The 18,124-nt window shown below is 68.7% G+C and carries 4 protein-coding genes; all 4 read left to right on the plus strand.

Features of this window, described 5'->3' with window-relative positions:
- Nucleotides 1–256 precede the first annotated feature (256 nt).
- The 4 genes from lat (at nucleotide 257) to M6G08_RS15230 (ending at nucleotide 18,020) form a co-directional block, all read left to right on the plus strand.
- The gene (gene lat / locus M6G08_RS15215; protein ID WP_272587706.1) at nucleotides 257–1,621 is read left to right on the plus strand and encodes an L-lysine 6-transaminase; all 1,365 of its coding nucleotides are present in this window, start codon (nucleotides 257–259) and stop codon (nucleotides 1,619–1,621) included.
- A 198-nt stretch (nucleotides 1,622–1,819) separates the two neighbouring features.
- The gene (locus tag M6G08_RS15220) at nucleotides 1,820–12,934 is read left to right on the plus strand and encodes a non-ribosomal peptide synthetase (protein WP_272587707.1); all 11,115 of its coding nucleotides are present in this window, start codon (nucleotides 1,820–1,822) and stop codon (nucleotides 12,932–12,934) included.
- A 23-nt stretch (nucleotides 12,935–12,957) separates the two neighbouring features.
- Nucleotides 12,958–13,947, plus strand: a complete 990-nt coding sequence (locus M6G08_RS15225) for a 2OG-Fe(II) oxygenase family protein (RefSeq protein WP_272587708.1) — start codon at nucleotides 12,958–12,960, stop codon at nucleotides 13,945–13,947.
- A gap of 95 nt (nucleotides 13,948–14,042) precedes the next feature.
- Nucleotides 14,043–18,020, plus strand: a complete 3,978-nt coding sequence (locus tag M6G08_RS15230) for a golvesin C-terminal-like domain-containing protein (protein ID WP_272587709.1) — start codon at nucleotides 14,043–14,045, stop codon at nucleotides 18,018–18,020.
- The last annotated feature ends 104 nt before the right edge of the window (nucleotides 18,021–18,124 follow it).

The following is an 18,124-nucleotide window of genomic DNA, read 5'->3' on the forward strand; positions in this document are numbered from 1 at the left end:
CGTGATCCCCCGGGAAATTCAGTAAATAGAGGAGCCCGCATTCGATCGGTGTGCAGCACGCTAGCACCCGTCGTGCCGTCTTCGACAGATACTCCGCCGTCGTTTCGAAATCGCGAAGAGGATCCGAAGAGGACTGGAAGAGGGTTCCAAGAGCAGCGCAGGGCAACATGTATTCCCGGGAAACCCTCGGGGCACATGATGCCCGGACCGTGTTTGACCGTTCTGTCAAGTCGTGCCGCTCGTAGGAGTCTTCGCCATGAATGCACATGAGCCTCGGTCCGACCTCGCCGCCTCGGGAACGTCCCCCCTGGCGGCACGTGAAGTGCACAGTACGCTTGCGCGTCACGTGCTTGTGGACGGCTACGACCTGGTGGTCGATCTTTCCGCGAGTTCGGGAAGCCGACTTGTCGACGCCGTCACGGGGACAAGTTATCTCGACCTTTTTTCCTTCTTCGCATCGGCGCCGCTCGGAATCAATCCGCCCTGCATTGTCGACGACCCGGAATTCTTGCGGGAACTTGGTGCGGCAGCTGTGAACAAGCCGTCCAACCCTGACATTTACTCGGTTCCCTACGCCAGGTTTGTCGATACCTTCGCCCGGGTGCTCGGAGACCCTCGGCTGCCGCATCTGTTCTTCGTGGACGGCGGGGCGCTCGCCGTGGAGAACGCGCTCAAGGTCGCGTTCGACTGGAAGGCGCAGAAGCTGGGCCTCGACGAGCGGGAGGTGGGCGATCTCCAGGTACTGCATCTCGAGCGGTCGTTCCACGGGCGCAGTGGCTACACCATGTCGCTGACGAACACCGAGCCGGCGAAGACGGACAGGTTCCCCAAGTTCGCCTGGCCCCGCATCCCGGTACCCGCCCTGCGTCACCCCATGGCCGATCACTCCACCGCCAACCAGGACGCCGAACGGCGGGCGCTGGAGGCCGCGAGGGCGGCGTTCCGCGCAGCGGACGGCAAGATCGCCTGCTTCGTCGCGGAGCCGATCCAGGGCGAGGGCGGCGACAACCACCTCAGCGCCGGCTTCCTCCAGGCGATGCAGCGGCTCTGCCACGAGCACGACGCACTGTTCGTGCTCGACGAGGTCCAGAGCGGCTGCGGCCTCACCGGCACCGCGTGGGCCTACCAGCAGCTGGACGTGCAGCCCGACGTGGTGGCGTTCGGCAAGAAGACCCAGGTCTGCGGTGTCATGGCCGGTGGCCGTGTCGAGGAGGTCCCCGGCAACGTCTTCGCCGTCTCCTCCCGCATCAGCTCCACCTGGGGCGGCAACCTCGCCGACATGGTCCGGGCCACTCGGATCCTGGAGACGATCGAGGGCACGCGGCTCCTGGACCAGGTCGTGCGCCACGGCACGTATCTCCTGGAGGGCCTGGCGTCCCTGGCCGCCAAGTACCCCGAGTACTCCAACGCCCGCGGGCGGGGCCTGATGTGCGCGATCGACCTTCCGGATGCCGCGCGGCGTGACGACGTGCTGCGCCGCATGTACCAGGAACACCATGTCATCGCTCTGCCTTGCGGCGAGCGCAGCCTCAGGCTCCGCCCCGCGCTGACGATCAGCGAGAGCGAGATCGATCAGGCCCTTGACGCGCTGGCGCAGAGCGTCGAATCGCCGACCACCTGATGCGGGCGGGGGCCTCCCCGTGGAGACCCCCGCCACCAGGTGCTCGCACACTCCGGCAGCCGCGCCGGGCCGACGGCGCGTTCGCACACTTCCTGTACGACGGAGAGCCCACGAATGATGTCAGCACGGTACCCGAAGACCGCCGCGGACTGGACTACCCGCCTTGAGGGGATGTCGAGCGAGCGCTGTGATCTGGAAATGCTCCTGAAGGACGAGTGGCGCAACAGGATCGCCGTGCGGGACGACGACCCCGACGTGCGCGCCACACGGAAGAGGGAACTGCTCGTCGAGGGGCAGGACTACGTCGCGCTGCGGGACGCACTGCGTGACCACGACGGGGTCTCGGTCGGCGCGTACGCCCTCGCCGCCCTGCACTGCGTCATGCGTGCCTACGGCCACGGGAACCGGACGGTCGCGGCCCTGATCGACGCCGTGCGGACGCCGGACCCGCGGCAGGCACGTGTCCTGCCGGTCGTGGTGGACCACGACCGGCAGGCCCGGCTCACCTGCCTCGCGGCCGTCGGAGAGCTCGACGACGCACTGAGTGACCCCGATGCCCGGATCAGTGGGCCGGAGCTGCTGGGCCGCGGCCACTTCGACGCCCTGCTCGTCCTCACCGACCGCGAAGTGGCGCTGAGGGACCTGCCCGCGTCCCCGCTCTGCCTCGTCGTCCGGGACGACGAGGCGGAGGGCTGCCTTCGATGGACACTGGCCTACGAGGGGATGCTGTTCGACGACACGACGATCGCCGGCGTCCTGGACGTCCTGGGTGAAGTGTTCGCCCAGTTCCTCAGCCGTCCCGACAGTCTCGTCGCCGACATCGAGCTGGTCTCCGGTGCGCAGCGGGAGCAGCTGCGCGAGTGGAACGACACCGACGGAGAGTTCTTGTCGGGCAAGCGGCTCAACCACCTGGTCGAGGAGGCCGCCCGGCGATCACCCGACCGCCTTGCCGTCGTCTTCGGCGACACCCGCCTGACCTACCGGGAGGTCGACGAGCGGTCGAACCAGGTCGCGCACTGGCTGCTCGGCCCGCGGGCGGCGGTGCGGCCGGGGGAGCTGGTCGGGCTGTACCTCGACAAGAGCGACCTGGGGGTCCTCGCCACCCTCGGCATCTGGAAGTCGGGCGCCGCCTACGTTCCGATCGACCCGGCCTACCCGGACGACCGCGTGCGGTTCATCGTCGCCGACACCGGCCTGAGCCGTGTCATCACCAACCGCCACCACGTACAGCGGCTGACGGAGATACTGGGCCCTCGGCAACCGGCCGTGCGCGTCATCGGGATCGAGTCCGTGCTCGCCGAGCAGGACGCGGCCACGGACGCCGTCCGCCAGGCCCCGCGGCTGCCGGTGAGCAGCGGTGACCTGGCCTACGTCACGTACACGTCCGGCACCACGGGCACGCCCAACGGCGTACCCAAGTACCACGACAGCGTCGTGAACAGCATCGTGGACCTGTCCGAGCGGTACGATATGCGCCGGCCCGGCGAGGAGCGCGTCGCCCTCTTCGCCTCGTACGTCTTCGAACCCCACCTGAGACAGACCCTGATCGCGCTCGCCAACGAGCAGACGCTGGTCGTCGTCCCGGACGAGGTCAGACTGGATCCCGACCGGTTCCCCGCGTACATCGAGCACCACGGGGTGACGTACCTCAACGCCACCGGTTCCGTCCTGCAGCACTTCGACCTGAGCCGCTGCCCGAGCCTCAAGAAGCTGCTGCTGGTGGGGGAGGAGCTCACGGCGGCAGGGCTCCGCCAGCTCCGAGAGAGGTTCTCCGGGCTCGTCGTCAACGAGTACGCCTTCACGGAGGCGGCCTTCGTCACCGCCGTCAAGGAGTTCCCGCCGGGCGTCGCGGAGCGCAAGGACCGCGGCCTCGGCCGGCCGGTGCGGAACGTCAAGTGGTACGTGCTGAGCCAGAACCTGAAGCAGCTGCCGATCGGGGCCATCGGTGAGCTGTACATCGGCGGAAGCGGTGTCGCGCCGGGCTATCTGAACCGGGACGACCTCACCGCCGAGCGGTTCAGGCCGAACCCGTTCGCCTCGGACCACGACGTGGCACGCGGGCTCAACAGCCGGATCTACCGGACCGGTGACCTGGCACGGATGCTGCCGTCCGGCGAGGTGGAGTTCCTCGGCCGTGCCGACTTCCAGCTGAAGCTGAACGGCGTCCGTGTCGAACCGGGCGAGATAGAGGCGCACGCGACCGAGTATCCCGGGGTCCGCACGTGCGTCGTCGTGGCCCGGCAAGGGGCCGGCGGGGCCCTGGACCGCCACCTCGTCGGGTACTACACCACCGACCCCTCGGCCCGGGTCACCGAGGGCGAGCTGCTGGCCTTCCTGGAGCAGCGGCTGATTCGGATCATGGTCCCGGCCCGCATGGTCCGCCTGGACACCATCCCGGTGAACGTCAACGGCAAGCCCGACCGGCGTGCCCTGCCCGAAGTGGACGTCGTCCGGCCCGGCGGGACGGCGGAGGCGACCGGGCAGGGCAGCCAGGGGCGGCGGGACGGAGGTGTCCTGGACGAGCTGCGCGAGATCTGGAGCACGGTCCTCGGTGTCCCGGCGTCACGGATCGGCGGCGACGACGACTTCTTCCGGCTCGGCGGTCAGAGCATCTCCTGCATCCTGCTCATCGCCCGGGTGCGCGAGCGGCTGGGCGTGTACGTCAGCGTCCAGGACGTGTTCGGCCTCAGAACGCTGGGCGCGCTCGCGCACCACCTGGGGCAGCGGCGGAACGAGGCACCGCGGCAGCCGTCGGCGGCCGTCGAGGAGCTGCCGGCCGAGGGCGAGTCCGTCAGGCTCGTGGCGAACGGCCTCCAGCAGGGCCTGCTCTACCACGCCCTCAAGCGCGGACACGGCGACGACGCATACGTCATGCAGTCGGTGCATCGCTACCACTGCCGCATCCGTCCCGACCTGATGAGGGAGGCGTGGCAGCACGCCCGACGCAAGTACCCCACGCTGAGGCTGCGTTTCGAGTGGGGTGAGGAGCCCCTTCAGGTCGTCGACCACGACGACAAGCCCCACGACTGGCGATTCGTCGACCTCTCCGACGTGGTGGACCGCACCGAGCAGGACGCCCGCATCAAGGAGCTGCAGGAGCGCGACCGGACCGAGCCCTACGACCCGGCCGACAACCGGTTGTTCCGCGTCTATCTGATCAAGCAGCGCGAGGACCTGTTCTCGCTGCTCTTCAGCTGTCACCACATCATCCTGGACGGGTGGAGTCTGCCCGTGCTCCACGACGACGTGCACCGCGTCTACCTGCGTCTGTTGCAAGGCGCCGAGATCGCCCCGGTGGTGGACAGCGCGTACATGGCGGCGCAACGGGACTGGGAGGCGCACCGGAACGACGACATCGAGTACTGGACGAGCCAGGTCGAACGCATCGACGTGCGCGGCGACTTCGCCGGTCTGGTCAAGGAGGAGATCCGGTACCAGGTCGCCCTGAGCGAGTACGACCACGTACGTGAGCACCGGACGAGGAAGCTGCACCTCGGCGCGGAGGCCACCGACGCGCTCAAGGCGGTGTGCGCCGCCCAGCGGGTCACCCTGCACTCGGTGTTGCAGTTCGTGTGGCACAAGGTGCTGTACGCCATCGGCGGTGGCAACACGACGGTGGTCGGCACGATCGTGTCGGGCCGCAACCCCCACATCGACGGGATCGAGAACTCGGCCGGGCTGTTCATCAACACCCTGCCGCTGATCGTCAACCACGACGACCAGTCGGCGACGAGTGTCGGCACGGCCATCAGCGAGATCCAGGCCGCCGTGAACACCATGACCGGCAAGAGCGCCGTGGAACTGGGCCGGCTGGAGACCGGCGACATGAAGCGCCGGCTGTTCGACACGCTGCTCGTGCTGGAGAACTACCCGCGGCTCCTGGACGAGGAGGAGGAGCGCGCACACCAGGAACAGCTGCGCTACGAGAAGGCGTACGACGCCGACAAGGTCGACTACCCCCTGGCCGTCGTGGCCCGCGAGGAGGGCGACGAACTGACGGTCGCCCTGTGGTACGCGGGCGAACTCTTCGACGACTCCGTCATCGACATGCTCCTGGAGGTGACCCGGACACTCTTCGACCAGGTGACCGCGGACATCACCCAGGCCGTCGACCGGCTCGAACTCGTCTCGCCGGCCATGATCGAGCGCTTCGACCGCTGGAACCGCACGGAGCGCGCGTTCCCCGCCGACAAGACCCTCCACGCGGTGTTCGAGGAGGTGGTGGAGGCGTGGCCGGACGAGATCGCGGTGGTGTACGGCGAGAACCGGTTGACCTATCGGGAGCTGAACGCGCGCGCCAACCAGCTGGCGCACTACGTGCGGTCCGTGGTTCCGCTGCGGCCGGGCGACCTGGTCGGTCTGGTGCTGGACAAGAACGAGCTGATGATCGTGGCGATCCTGGCGGTGTGGAAGGCCGGTGCGGCCTACGTGCCGATCGATCCGGGCTACCCCGACGAGCGGATCGCGTTCATGCTGGAGGACACCCGGGCCGGTCTGGTGCTCACGGGTGAGGCGCACCGCGAGCGGCTGCACGCCCTGACGGGCCCGGCCGGGACCACGGTGCTCGACGTCGAACGACTGCCGATGGGGTACCGGTCGACCGAGAACCCGGTCACTTCGGTCACCAGTACCGACCTGGCCTACGCGATCTACACCTCCGGTACCACCGGCAGGCCCAAGGCGGTGCTCGTCGAGCACCAGGGCGTGGTCAACCTCCAGTTCTCCCTCGCGCAACTGTTCGGGCTGAGCAAGAGCGAGGGGGACGAGGCGTTCCTGTCGTTCTCCAACTACGTCTTCGACCACTTCGTCGAGCAGATGACCGACGCGCTGCTCAACGGTCAGAAGCTGGTGGTGCTCGACGACACGATGCGTACGGACGCCGAGCGCCTCTACCGCTGCATCAACGACGAGAACGTCACCTACCTCTCCGGGACGCCGTCGGTCCTCTCCCTGTACGACTACACGACGACCACGTCCCTGACCCGCATCGACGCCATCGGTGAGGACTTCACCGAGCCGGTTTTCAACCGGATCCGCGGCATGTTCCGTGGGACCATCATCAACGGGTACGGCCCCACGGAGATCTCGATCACGAGCCACAAGAGGCCTTACGAGCCGGGCGAGCGACGCGCCACCAAGAGCATCGGCCACCCCGTGGCCAACACCGCCGCCTACGTGCTCAACAAGTCGATGCAGCGCGTGCCGGTCGGCGGGATGGGTGAGCTGTTCATCGGCGGTGTCGGTGTCACCCGCGGGTACCTGGGCCGGGACGAGCTGACCGCGGACCGGTTCGTGGACAACCCGTTCCGGACGCCGCAGGAGCGGGAGGCGGGGTACAACGCGCGCCTGTACAAGACGGGCGACCTGGTCCGCTGGCTGCCCAACGGTGAGCTGGAGTGCCTGGGCCGTACCGACATGCAGGTCAAGATCCGTGGGCAGCGTGTCGAACTCGGCGAGGTCGAGACGGCCCTGTCCTCGTACCCGGGCGTGACCCGGGCGCTGGTGATCGCCCGCGAGCACCGGGCGTCGATGACCGGCGTGGCGCAGAAGTACCTCGTCGGCTTCTACGTCTGCGACCGGGAACTCGACGAGCAGGACGTCACGCGGTGGATGCGCCGGAAGCTGCCCGAAGCCGTCGTGCCCTCCCGCATCATCCGGATCACGGACATCCCGGTGACCCCCAGTGGGAAGCTCGACCCCCAGCGGCTGCCGGCCACGGACTTCGGCTCCGGCGAGGGGGCCGAGTACGTCCCGCCCTCCAACGACGTCGAGGTCAAGCTGTGCGGGATCTGGGCCACGGTGCTGGGCATCGCCGCGGACCGCGTCAGCGTGCGGGACGACTTCTTCGCCCTCGGCGGCGACAGCCTGCGCGCGATGGTGCTCGCACAGGCCATCACCACCGGCTTCGGCCGCGGCCTCGGCGTCGCGACCGTGCTCCAGCACACGACGCTTCAGGCGCAGGCCAAGCACATCCGTGAGTCGGCCGCACGGGCCGACGACGGTTTCGCGGCATCCGCGACCGGGCGTGCCGCCGGCGCCGCGCACCCCCTGGTCTCGCTGGCCCAGGAGCGGCTGCTGTTCATCGACGAGTTCGAGGGCGGCACCGACGCCTACAACGTTCCCTTCGCCTTGCGCATCACGACCCACGAGGCGCTGACGCGGGACGACGTGCGCGAGGCGCTGGGGACCCTGGTGCGCCGCCATCCGGCGCTGCGCACCCTGCTGGGACGGGACAAGGACGGTGTCCGGCGGCAGTACACGGTGGCCACACAGGACCTGGCGGACCGGTTCGACGTCCCCGTTCATCAGGTGGCCGACACCGCCGAGCTGGACAGGATGCTGCTGGAGTGTGCCGGGCACGTGTTCCGGCTGGACGAGGAACTGCCGTTCCGCGCAGCCCTCTTCGAGGTCGACGACGCACCCGGATGCCTGTACCTGAGCATCGTCTTCCACCACACCTGCGTCGACGGGTGGTCGTGGAACGTCTTCAGGCAGGAGCTGCTCTCCCTGCTCCAAGGAGTGCCGGAGGCCGAGCCGGCCCGGGCCGGTGCCTCGTACGCGGACTTCGCCGTGTGGCAGCGCCAGTTCCTGACCGGGCCGAGGCTGTCGGCGCTGACGGAGTTCTGGACGCACGCCCTGGAAGGGTTCGAGCCGGTCGACATGCCTGCGGACAAACCGCGCCCCGCCCGGTTCGACCACCGCGGCCGGGAGTTCGAGTTCGTCATCCCCGAGGAGACGGCCCAGTCCCTGAGGGATCTGGCGCAGTCGGCCAGGGTGAGCCTCTACAGCGTGCTGCTGGGCGCCTGGTGTCTCATGCTCAACACCTACACCGGGCGGAACGACCTGGTCGTCGGTACGCCGTCGGCCAACCGCGGACACCCGGAGTTCGACCGCACCATCGGCTTCTTCGCGAACCTGCTGCCGTTGCGCGTCCACGTCGACGCCGACGCCACACTCATGGACTACGTCCGTGCCGTCGGCCGGAGCGTCGTGGCCGCCCAGGTCCACGGTGAGCTGCCGTTCGAGCAACTCGTCAAGGAACTCGACGTCGCACAGGACCCCAGTCGCCACCCCGTTGTGCAGCACAACTTCACGCTGGAGAACGTGACGGAGCAGCCTCGTGCCGACGACCCGGCGACGCCCGGGAACCGGTCCCCGCTGTCCGCCTACCAACCGGACAGCGGCGGCTGGACCACCACCAAGTTCGATCTGTCGGCCACACTGACCGAGACGTCCGGCGGCGGTGTCGCGGGCAACCTGACCTATGCCGCATCACTGTTCGACGACGCCGGTGCCGAGGGTTTCGTCTCCTCGTTCCAGCACATCCTGACGGAGTTCGTCCGGCTCGCGACCCACGCGGACCACAGCCGGCTGTCCGACGTCACACGCGTCGCCGCCCCCGGTGCGGGCGCCGCCATCGCACCGGCCCCCGAGGAGGGCCGCCGACCGCTCCACGCGGTGTTCGAGGAGGTGGTGGAGGCGTGGCCGGACGAGATCGCGGTGGTGTACGGCGAGAACCGGTTGACCTATCGGGAGCTGAACGCGCGCGCCAACCAGCTGGCGCACTACGTGCGGTCCGTGGTTCCGCTGCGGCCGGGCGACCTGGTCGGTCTGGTGCTGGACAAGAGCGAGCTGATGATCGTGGCGATCCTGGCGGTGTGGAAGGCCGGTGCGGCCTACGTGCCGATCGATCCGGGCTACCCCGACGAGCGGATCGCGTTCATGCTGGAGGACACCGGCACCGCCGTGGTGCTGGCAGGCGAGGCGCACTGCGGACGCCTGCGCGCCCTGGCCGGCGGGGACGGGACGGCGGTCCTCGACGTCGAGAAGCCGCCGACCGACGAGCAGGCGCGGCAGAACCCGGACGCGTCGGCCACCGGCGACGACCTGGCGTACGCGATCTACACATCCGGGACCACGGGGACGCCCAAGGCGGTACGCGTCCCGCACCGTGCGGTGGACGGCTTCCGCGCGCAGGTGGCCCGGCGCTACTTCCCGGACCCGGACACCTCACGCGAGGGTGTGCTGTTCCTGTCGAACTACGTGTTCGACTTCTCGATCGAGCAGCTGGCACTGTCGGTCCTGACGGGCCACACGCTCATCGTCCCACCGCCGTCACTGGTACAGGACGACGGCTTCTACGCCTACGCGAACCGGGCCGGGCTCACCTACGTGAGCGGCACGCCGACCCAGATCCAGCAGTTCGACCTCGCCCGGCTGCCGGGGCTGCGGTGTGTCCTGGTCGCGGGTGAGGCCTTCCACAAGCGCCACTTCGACCGGATCAGGCGCGAGTACTCCGGGCCCCTCGTCAACGCCTACGGAACCACCGAGACGGCCGTCTACAACACCGGCCGCCGCTTCGAGCCCGGCGAGCCCTACCGCAACAGTTTCGGCGAACCACTGGGCAACACGAGGCTGTTCGTCCTCGGCGAAGGGCTGCAGCCGCTTCCCCCCGGCGCGGTCGGCGAACTGTACGTGGGCGGCGAGTGCGTCACGGACGGGTACCTCAACCGGCCCGAACTCACCCGTGAGCGCTTCGTGCCCAACCCGTTCAGGACCGAGGCCGAGCGCCGTGCCGGCCGGCTCGCGACGCTCTACCGGACCGGGGACGTCGTCAGGCGCACCCTGGACGGCGAGATCGAGTACGTCGGGCGCAACGACGCACAGGTCAAGATCAACGGACTGCGCATCGAGCTGGGCGAAGTGGAGGCCGCCCTGGCCGCCTGTCCCGAGGTGCACGAATGCGCCGTCGTCGCCGCCGCGGACGAGCGCACGCCGGACAGCAGGAGGCTCGTCGGCTACTACGTCACCGTCGACGACGCGGAGGTGGACGAGGCCGCGATCCACAAGACCCTCCGGTCGAGGCTGGCACCCGGGATGCTGCCGTCGTTCCTCGTCCGGATCGCCGGTGCGCTGCCCATGACCATCAACGGCAAGCTCGACACCAAGGCGTTGCCCCACGTCGGCTTCCCGGTGAAACGGGCGGCCTACGTCGCCCCGCGCACCCGCACCGAGGCGCGCCTGTGCCAGCTGTGGAGCGCACAGCTGCCGGGCGGCGCCACGGTCGGCATCGACGACGACTTCTTCCGTTCGGGCGGCGACAGCATCAGCGCGCTGCACCTGGCCGGTCAGGTGCAGTGGGAGGCCCGGCGCAGGATCAGTGTCAAGGACGTCTTCGACGCGCCGACCGTCCGGCAGTTCGTGGAGCAGGTGCTGGCCGGCCCCGAGCCCGCACCCGAGGACGAGGGCGAGGCCCCCGAGCAGGGCCGACTGACCGGCGACTGCCCGCTCCTGCCCGTCCAGCAGTGGTTCTTCGCCAAACCGCTCGCCGACCGCCACTGGTGGAACCACAACTTCGCCATCACGACACCTCCGCTCGACCTGCCCAGGCTCCGTGCCGCGCTGGACCGGCTGGTCGCCCATCACGACGCCTTCAGCCTGCGCTACGGAGGCTTCGACGGCGAGGGCGCCGCACGGACCGGCGTCACGCAGACCTATGCCGGCGATGACGAGCCGATCGTGCTGCACGAACTGGACGTGCGGAGCCTCGACAAGGAGGAGATCGACAGACAGCTCGCCCAGTGGCAGAGCGGTTTCGACCTCCAGCACGGCCCGATCGCCTGCGCCGCGTACCTCCACGGCTTCGACGACGGAAGCGCCAGGATCTGGTTCGCCCTCCACCATCTGGTCGTCGACACCGTGAGCTGGCACATCCTGACGCAGGACCTGGAGATCCTCTACCACGGGGGTGAGCTGGGACGGAAGACGAGCAGCTACCGCCAGTGGGTGCAGGCCCTGCGCGCCTACGAACCCGGCGAGGAGGAGCGACGGCTGTGGAGCGACGTCGTCGCCGGCCTGGGCTCGGCGGAGCACCACGAACTGTCCGCCCGACCCGACGAGCCGACCTGCCGCGAGGAGTTCGCGCTCAGTCAGTCTCAGACCCGGACCCTGCTCACCGAAAGCCACTGGGCGTACGACACCGACATGAACGACCTGCTCCTGACGGCGACGGGGCTGGCGTTGCGGTCGGTCACCGGGCGGGCGACGAACCACATCACGGTGGAGGGCCACGGTCGCGAGAGCTTCGAGGGGGCCCCAGAGGTCCGGGACACGCTCGGCTGGTTCACGACCATGTACCCGCTCGCCGTCGAGGTGGACCAGGACGACCTCGCGCGCAGTGTCCTCGCCACGCGGAACGCCATCCGCCGCGTGCCGCACCGCGGCATCGGTTACGGCGCGCTGTTCGGCAGGTACGGCAGCGAGCGGGCGCCGCTCGCGCCGGTCAGTTTCAACTATCTGGGACACATCGCGAACGACGGCCGGACGGAGCCGGGCCGGCCGACGGGCTGGCGGCTGGACTCCACGCTGTCCGGCAGCAACATCTCCGACCGCAACCGGGGGGCCGACCAGTTCGGCCTGGACGTGACGATGAGGTGCGCCGACGGACGCCTGGTCACCGTGGTCGACAGCCGCCTCGGCCCGGCGGACACGGAGCGGTTCGCCCACGCGCTGCACCGGGAGCTGGAGCGGCTGGTGGCACACACCGCGACGGTGGCGGGTGAGTCGGCCACGCAGCCGCGGCCGATGCCACCGGTCACCACGGAGGGGGGATTCGACCCCTACATCCTGGTCAACGCAGAGCAGCCGGTGGAGCGGACGCTGTTCGTCCTTCCCCCCGGCGAGGGAGGCGCGGAAAGCTACCTGAGCAATATCGCCCGGCGTCTGCCCGAGTACCGGCTGGTGCTGTTCAACAACGTGCACCTGCACACTCCCATGGACTCCTTCGAGTCCCTGGCCGACTGGTACCTGGAGCACATCCGGACGCTGCTTCCCTCGGGCCCCTACAGCTTCCTCGGCTGGAGTTTCGGAGGGGTACTCGCCCTTGAGGTGTCGTTGCGGCTGGCCCGCGCGGGCGAGGCGGTCGAGCGGCTGTTCCTCATCGACCCGTACTTCAACGCGCGGCACGGGTCGGCCGCCATCGGACTCCCCGAGGCCGAGGACATCCTCGACCCGATCAACCACTACTACGACCCCGACCGGGCGGACCTGGAACGCTTCGGCGAACAGGTCAACGACCTGGTGCTGTTCAAGGCGGGTGAACCGAACGACGTCGTCCGCGACGACCGGCAGCGCCGACTCTACGAGTTCTACCTGCGGTCGCCGTACAACTGCCTGGACACGCTCCTGCCCGCGAAGTCGATCGAGACGCACGTGTTGCACGACGCCACCCACCACTCGTGGGTACGGAACGAGCGTCTGGTCTCCGAGATGTGCGAGCGCATCTCGATCACCAGCACCGAGCGCCGACGCTAGGTGTTCAGTCCATGGAGGGCTTCATGCCAGTTCTGATGCGGTCGGCGCAGGTGCCGACGATTGACGTCTCGCCGCTGTTCGGCGACGACCCGAGCGGAAAGAAGCGCGTCGCGGAGGAGATCCACCACGCCTGCCGCGAGTCCGGGTTCTTCTACGCGTCCCACCACGGAATCGACGTCGGACTGCTGCAGGACGTGGTCAACGAGTTCCACCGGAACATGACCGACCAGGAGAAGTACGAGCTGGCCATCCACGCGTACAACCGGGACAACCCCCACGTGCGCAACGGCTACTACATGGCCGTCAAGGGCAAGAAGGCCGTCGAGTCCTTCTGCTACCTGAACCCGTCGTTCAGCGACGACCATCCGATGATCAGGTCCGGCACGCCGATGCACGAGGTCAACATCTGGCCCAACGAGGACAGGCATCCGCGGTTCCGGCCGTTCTGCGAGCAGTACTACCGGGACATGCTCCGGCTGTCCACGGGGATCATGCGCGGCGTCGCGCTGGCGCTGGGCCGGCCCGAGCACTTCTTCGACACCCTGCTGGCCGAGGCCGACACGCTCTCCTCCGTGTCGCTGATCCGCTACCCCAGGCTCGAGGACTACCCGCCGGTGAAAACGGCGGAAGACGGCACCAAGCTGAGCTTCGACGACCATCTGGACGTCTCGCTGATCACCGTGCTGTTCCAGACCCAGGTGCAGAACCTGCAGGTCGAGACGGTCGACGGCTGGCAGGACCTGCCGACGTCCGAGGAGAACTTCCTCGTGAACTGCGGCACCTACATGAGCCACATCACCAACGACTACTTCCCGGCGCCGAACCATCGCGTGAAGTTCGTGAACGCGGAGCGGCTGTCCCTGCCGTTCTTCCTCAACGGCGGGCACACCGGCGTCATCGAGCCGTTCGTACCGGCCGGCGCGACCGAGGAAGTGAAGAACCGGCCCATGACGTACGGCGAATACCTTCAGCACGGCTTGCGCGCGCTGATCGTCAAGAACGGCCAGACGTGATGGCGAACCCCCACCAGAAGACGAACGGAGAGCCCTTGATGCGCCTACGCCGGAAACTGAGACCCGCGCGTATACCGGTCACCTGCGCCGTCGCCATGGCGGTCGCGCTCGGTACGGCCACACCGGCCCTGGCCGACGACAAGCCCGACGACAAAGCGGTGTCGGGATGGAGCGACACGCCGCAGCCGAAGCCCGCCGAGGACAAGCAGGGGCACAAGGACCGCGTCCCGGCCGAGCAGCGTGCCAAGGTCCTCGGCTCCCAGTACAAGAAGTCCGACGACCTGGCCTGGACCACGACCGGTGACGCGACCGGTTTCCATCTGCTCGTCGCCAAGGAGGCGGAGGGCTACCGGTGGAAGACCGCCGCGACGCTGTCGGAGCCCGGCTTCTTCGACACGGACACCTGGATCGGCAACGCCTGTGTCACCGGGTCCGGCAAGTACGCGCTGGTCGCCTATGCGCCACGCACGTTCACCAACGAGCAGGAACTGATGGCTCGCGGTGCCTTCACCGCCGCCGTCGACCTGACGAACGGCAAGGTCACCAAGCTGCGGCACCAGGGCAGCCTGGCCTACTTCTCCCCTGGCTGCGGCGCGGGTGACGAGGGCGTCATCTCGCAGTACACGGACGAGAAGACGACGCCGGACAAGAACGAGACCCGGCTGATCACTGTGAACGCCCGGACCGGCAAGACGTCCGAGCCGACGACGGTCAAGGGTCAGGTGACCTCCGCCGTACCCACCGAGCGCGGCATCGTCGCGGCCCAGGGCAACGCGGTCGTGAAGGTCGGGAAGAACGGCAGGACCGAGCTGCTGACGCGAACGGACAACGTGCCGTTCAACCTGTCGCTGACCGCCGAGGGCGGTATCGCCTTCCTCGACCGGCAACGCACGAGGACGGCTTCCGCGGCGGCGGACGGCGGGCCCGGCGCCCTCAAGTCCACCTCCGAGGTCAAGTACCTCCCGCCCGGCGGCGGCAAGCCCAGGGTGCTGGTGAAGGGGAACCTCACCGACTTCGACCTCACTCGCAGCGCCGACGGCACCGCGATCGTCACCGGCAAGGCGAAGACGGTGGGCACGCTGCCCGAGAGCGTCCGCAACCCCGGCGGCATCCAGAAGGACGCCGTCGCCTCCACCAAGGGCCGCGCGGCGACCAAGTCCGCCTGGGCGGACGGCCGGGACCACCGCATCCGTGCGGACGAGTACGACAAGGCCCGGTCGGCGACGATCAGCCTGCACCACCTTCCGACCGGCAACGAGCCGGTGATGGAGGCCCACCCCGAGGCCGCCACCCTCAACGACAACGAGGCGGCCGGCACCGGTGTCTCTCCCACCACCGCCGGTAAGAAGCCCGGAGCGAAGGCGCAGGGCGAAGGGTCGGCCTCGTCCGGAGCGACGACGTCCGGGGTGAGCACCGCCGCCTCCGCGACATCCATCGCGGAGCCCGAGAGCGTCCGCACCTGCTCGGTGGAGCGCGGCAACCCGGAGAAGCAGGCGTTCCAGCCGAAGCCCCGCCAGATCGAGTGGGCGGTGAACCGCGCGATCGAGGGGACGCTCGACCAGCACGTGTACCGGCCCGCTGACTGGAAGAACATGGGCATGGGCTCCTACCGTCCGCAGGCCCTGGTCGGCGGCCTGACGCCGCTGTCCGGCGGCGGACGCATTCCGGCTCAGGTGTTCCTCGGCATCACAGCCCAGGAATCCAACATGTGGCAGGCCACCCGCTACGCGGCCCCCGGCACCACCGCCAACAGCCTGATCGGCAACTACTACGGGCTGGTCCACGACGCGCACGGCGGGGTGGACGACCCCTGGGCCATCAACTGGCGAGAAGCGGACTGCGGCTACGGCATCACGCAGGTCACCGACGGGATGCGGCTGCCCAACAAGCCGTATCCGGACGGCACGGTCAGGCCGTCCAAGCCGCGGGCCTACCAGGAGGCGGTCGCGCTGGACTACACGGCGAACGTCGCCGGCGGCGTGAACATCCTGGCCGAGAAGTGGAACCAGACCCGCAACGCGGGGATGGTCATCAACAACGGCGACCCGGCCGGCCTGGAGAACTGGTTCTTCGCACTGTGGGCCTACAACTCCGGCTTCTATCCCCAGTCGCAAGCGGGGGAGAACGACGGACAGTGGGGCGTGGGCTGGGCCAACAACCCCGCCAACCCCACCTACCGGCCCAACCGCACGCCGTTCCTGGAGAACGCGGGCGGCGGTGACGACTACAGCCACGCCGCCGAGCCGCAGTACTGGCCCTACCCGGAGAAGGTCCTCGGTTGGGCGGCCCGCCCGCTGGAGGCCCTCGAAGAGCCCGGCAAGATGGTCCACGGCTACCGCGCCGCCTGGTGGACCAGCAGTTTGAACCGTACGACCGTCAAGCCCCCGGCCGACCTGTTCTGCACCGGCAGCAACCAGTGCGACCCCTCCAAGATCGGTGACGGCGCCTCCAACGACTCTCCCGCCACGGGCCCCTGCCAGCGCACCGACTGGAAGTGCTGGTGGAGCACGAGTGTGGAGTGGAAGAGCTGCGAAGCCGGCCAGTGCGGGCACGAACTCTTCCGGTTCAACGACACCTACCCCGAGGAGGCGGACGGCAACTCGCACCCGCCTCGGTGCTCGGACGGTCTGCCCAGCGGCACCGTGGTCGTCGACAACGTCAACAGCGGTACCCAGCTGGCCGGCAGTAACGCACGACGATGCTCCTCGTACGCGGACAGCGACGGCACGTTCGCCTTCGACTTCTCCACCGCGTCCGGCCGGATGAACACCCACCAGATCGGGGCAGGCCGCGGCAACCATCTGTGGTTCTCCACCACCCGCACACCGCAGGACCCCGACGCGAGCCGGATGAAGGTCACCGGAACCTGGACCGCTCCCACCTCCGTCTCCGGCTGGAACCGCGTCCTGGTCCACATGCCGAGCATCGCCGCCCGCTCCCAGCAGGCGAAGTACACGGTCTACGGGACCGACTCGAGCTCGCCCCACCGCGTCGCTCCGCAACGCATCCGCTCCAACGAGTGGCGGTCCCTGGGCGCGTTCAAATTCACCGGCCAGGCCAAGGTGTCCCTGTCGAACATCACGCGGGAGGACGGCCGGGACATCGCCTGGGACGCCGTCGCCTTCCAGCCGCTGGGCTCCAAGCCCACCCATGTGGTCGGCATGGGTGACTCCTTCGCCTCCGGCGAGGGCGCGTCACCGGACGGCGGCGACAGCTACTACCCGGAGACGGACTACCGGGAGGACGTCGGATCGAAGATCGGCAACGGCTGCCACAGGTCCGAGCACGCCTGGGTCCGTCAGGCGAAGCTGCCCGGCCGCTCCGAGTCCGTCGGTTCGGTCGCCGACCGGTACGGCAACATCGACCTGTCCTTCGTGGCCTGTTCGGGAGCCCGTACCTACAACATCTGGTCCGGCGGTAAGACGCAGTACAACAGCGACTCACTGCCGCAGGTGGACCTCGGCTACCTCGACCAGAACACCGACATGGTGACCATCGCCATCGGCGGCAACGACTCGCTGTTCGTTCCGGTGATCAAGGAGTGCATCTACGCGGCCGGGCTGAAGCTGTGCCAGGACGCGGAGATCGACAAGGAAGACCCGGACACCGGTGAGAAGACCGGTGAGAAGACCGGTCCGCTCAAGGACTTCCTTCCTGGGTGGATCACCGACCAGGTCAAGCCGCGCATCGTCAAGGTGCTGAACCAGATCAAGACCAGGGCACCGAACGCCGAGATCGTCCTGGTGGGCTACCCGCCGCTGCTCAGCGGCAACGGTCAGTGCATCCCGGGCATCGGCACCGAGGAGGCTCCCTGGCTGAACGACGTAGTGGCTCCGCACCTGGCGGACGAGATGGGCAACGCGGCCGCTGCGGTGGGTGCGACGTTCGTCAACCCGGCCGCCGAGTTCGAGGGCAAGGCCATCTGCGGTGACCCGGAGTCCATCAACGGGATCGTGCTGTCGGGCAAGGCGGCGTACGACAACGGCGGCGTCGAGCCGTCGATGAAGTCCTTCCACCCGAAGGTCTCAGGGGCCCGGCTCTACGCCGACGCCCTGGAGCGCGTCCTCGGCTGAACCGTACGATCATCACGGCCCGACCGGCCGTGAAATCCCCAGAGCGGGCCTCCACCAGCCGGAAACAGCGGTGGAGGCCCGCTCTCCCGATTCTCTGGATGATC

It is taken from the genome of Streptomyces sp. M92, from assembly GCF_028473745.1.
GTDB lineage: Bacteria > Actinomycetota > Actinomycetes > Streptomycetales > Streptomycetaceae > Streptomyces.

What these genes read in the sequence shown, in the direction of transcription:
- lat (WP_272587706.1), top strand. Translation starts at nt 257, where the DNA reads ATGAATGCACATGAGCCTCGGTCCGACCTCGCCGCCTCGGGAACGTCC.
- M6G08_RS15220 (WP_272587707.1), top strand. Translation starts at nt 1,820, where the DNA reads ATGCTCCTGAAGGACGAGTGGCGCAACAGGATCGCCGTGCGGGACGAC.
- M6G08_RS15225 (WP_272587708.1), top strand. Translation starts at nt 12,958, where the DNA reads ATGCCAGTTCTGATGCGGTCGGCGCAGGTGCCGACGATTGACGTCTCG.
- M6G08_RS15230 (WP_272587709.1), top strand. Translation starts at nt 14,043, where the DNA reads ATGGCGGTCGCGCTCGGTACGGCCACACCGGCCCTGGCCGACGACAAG.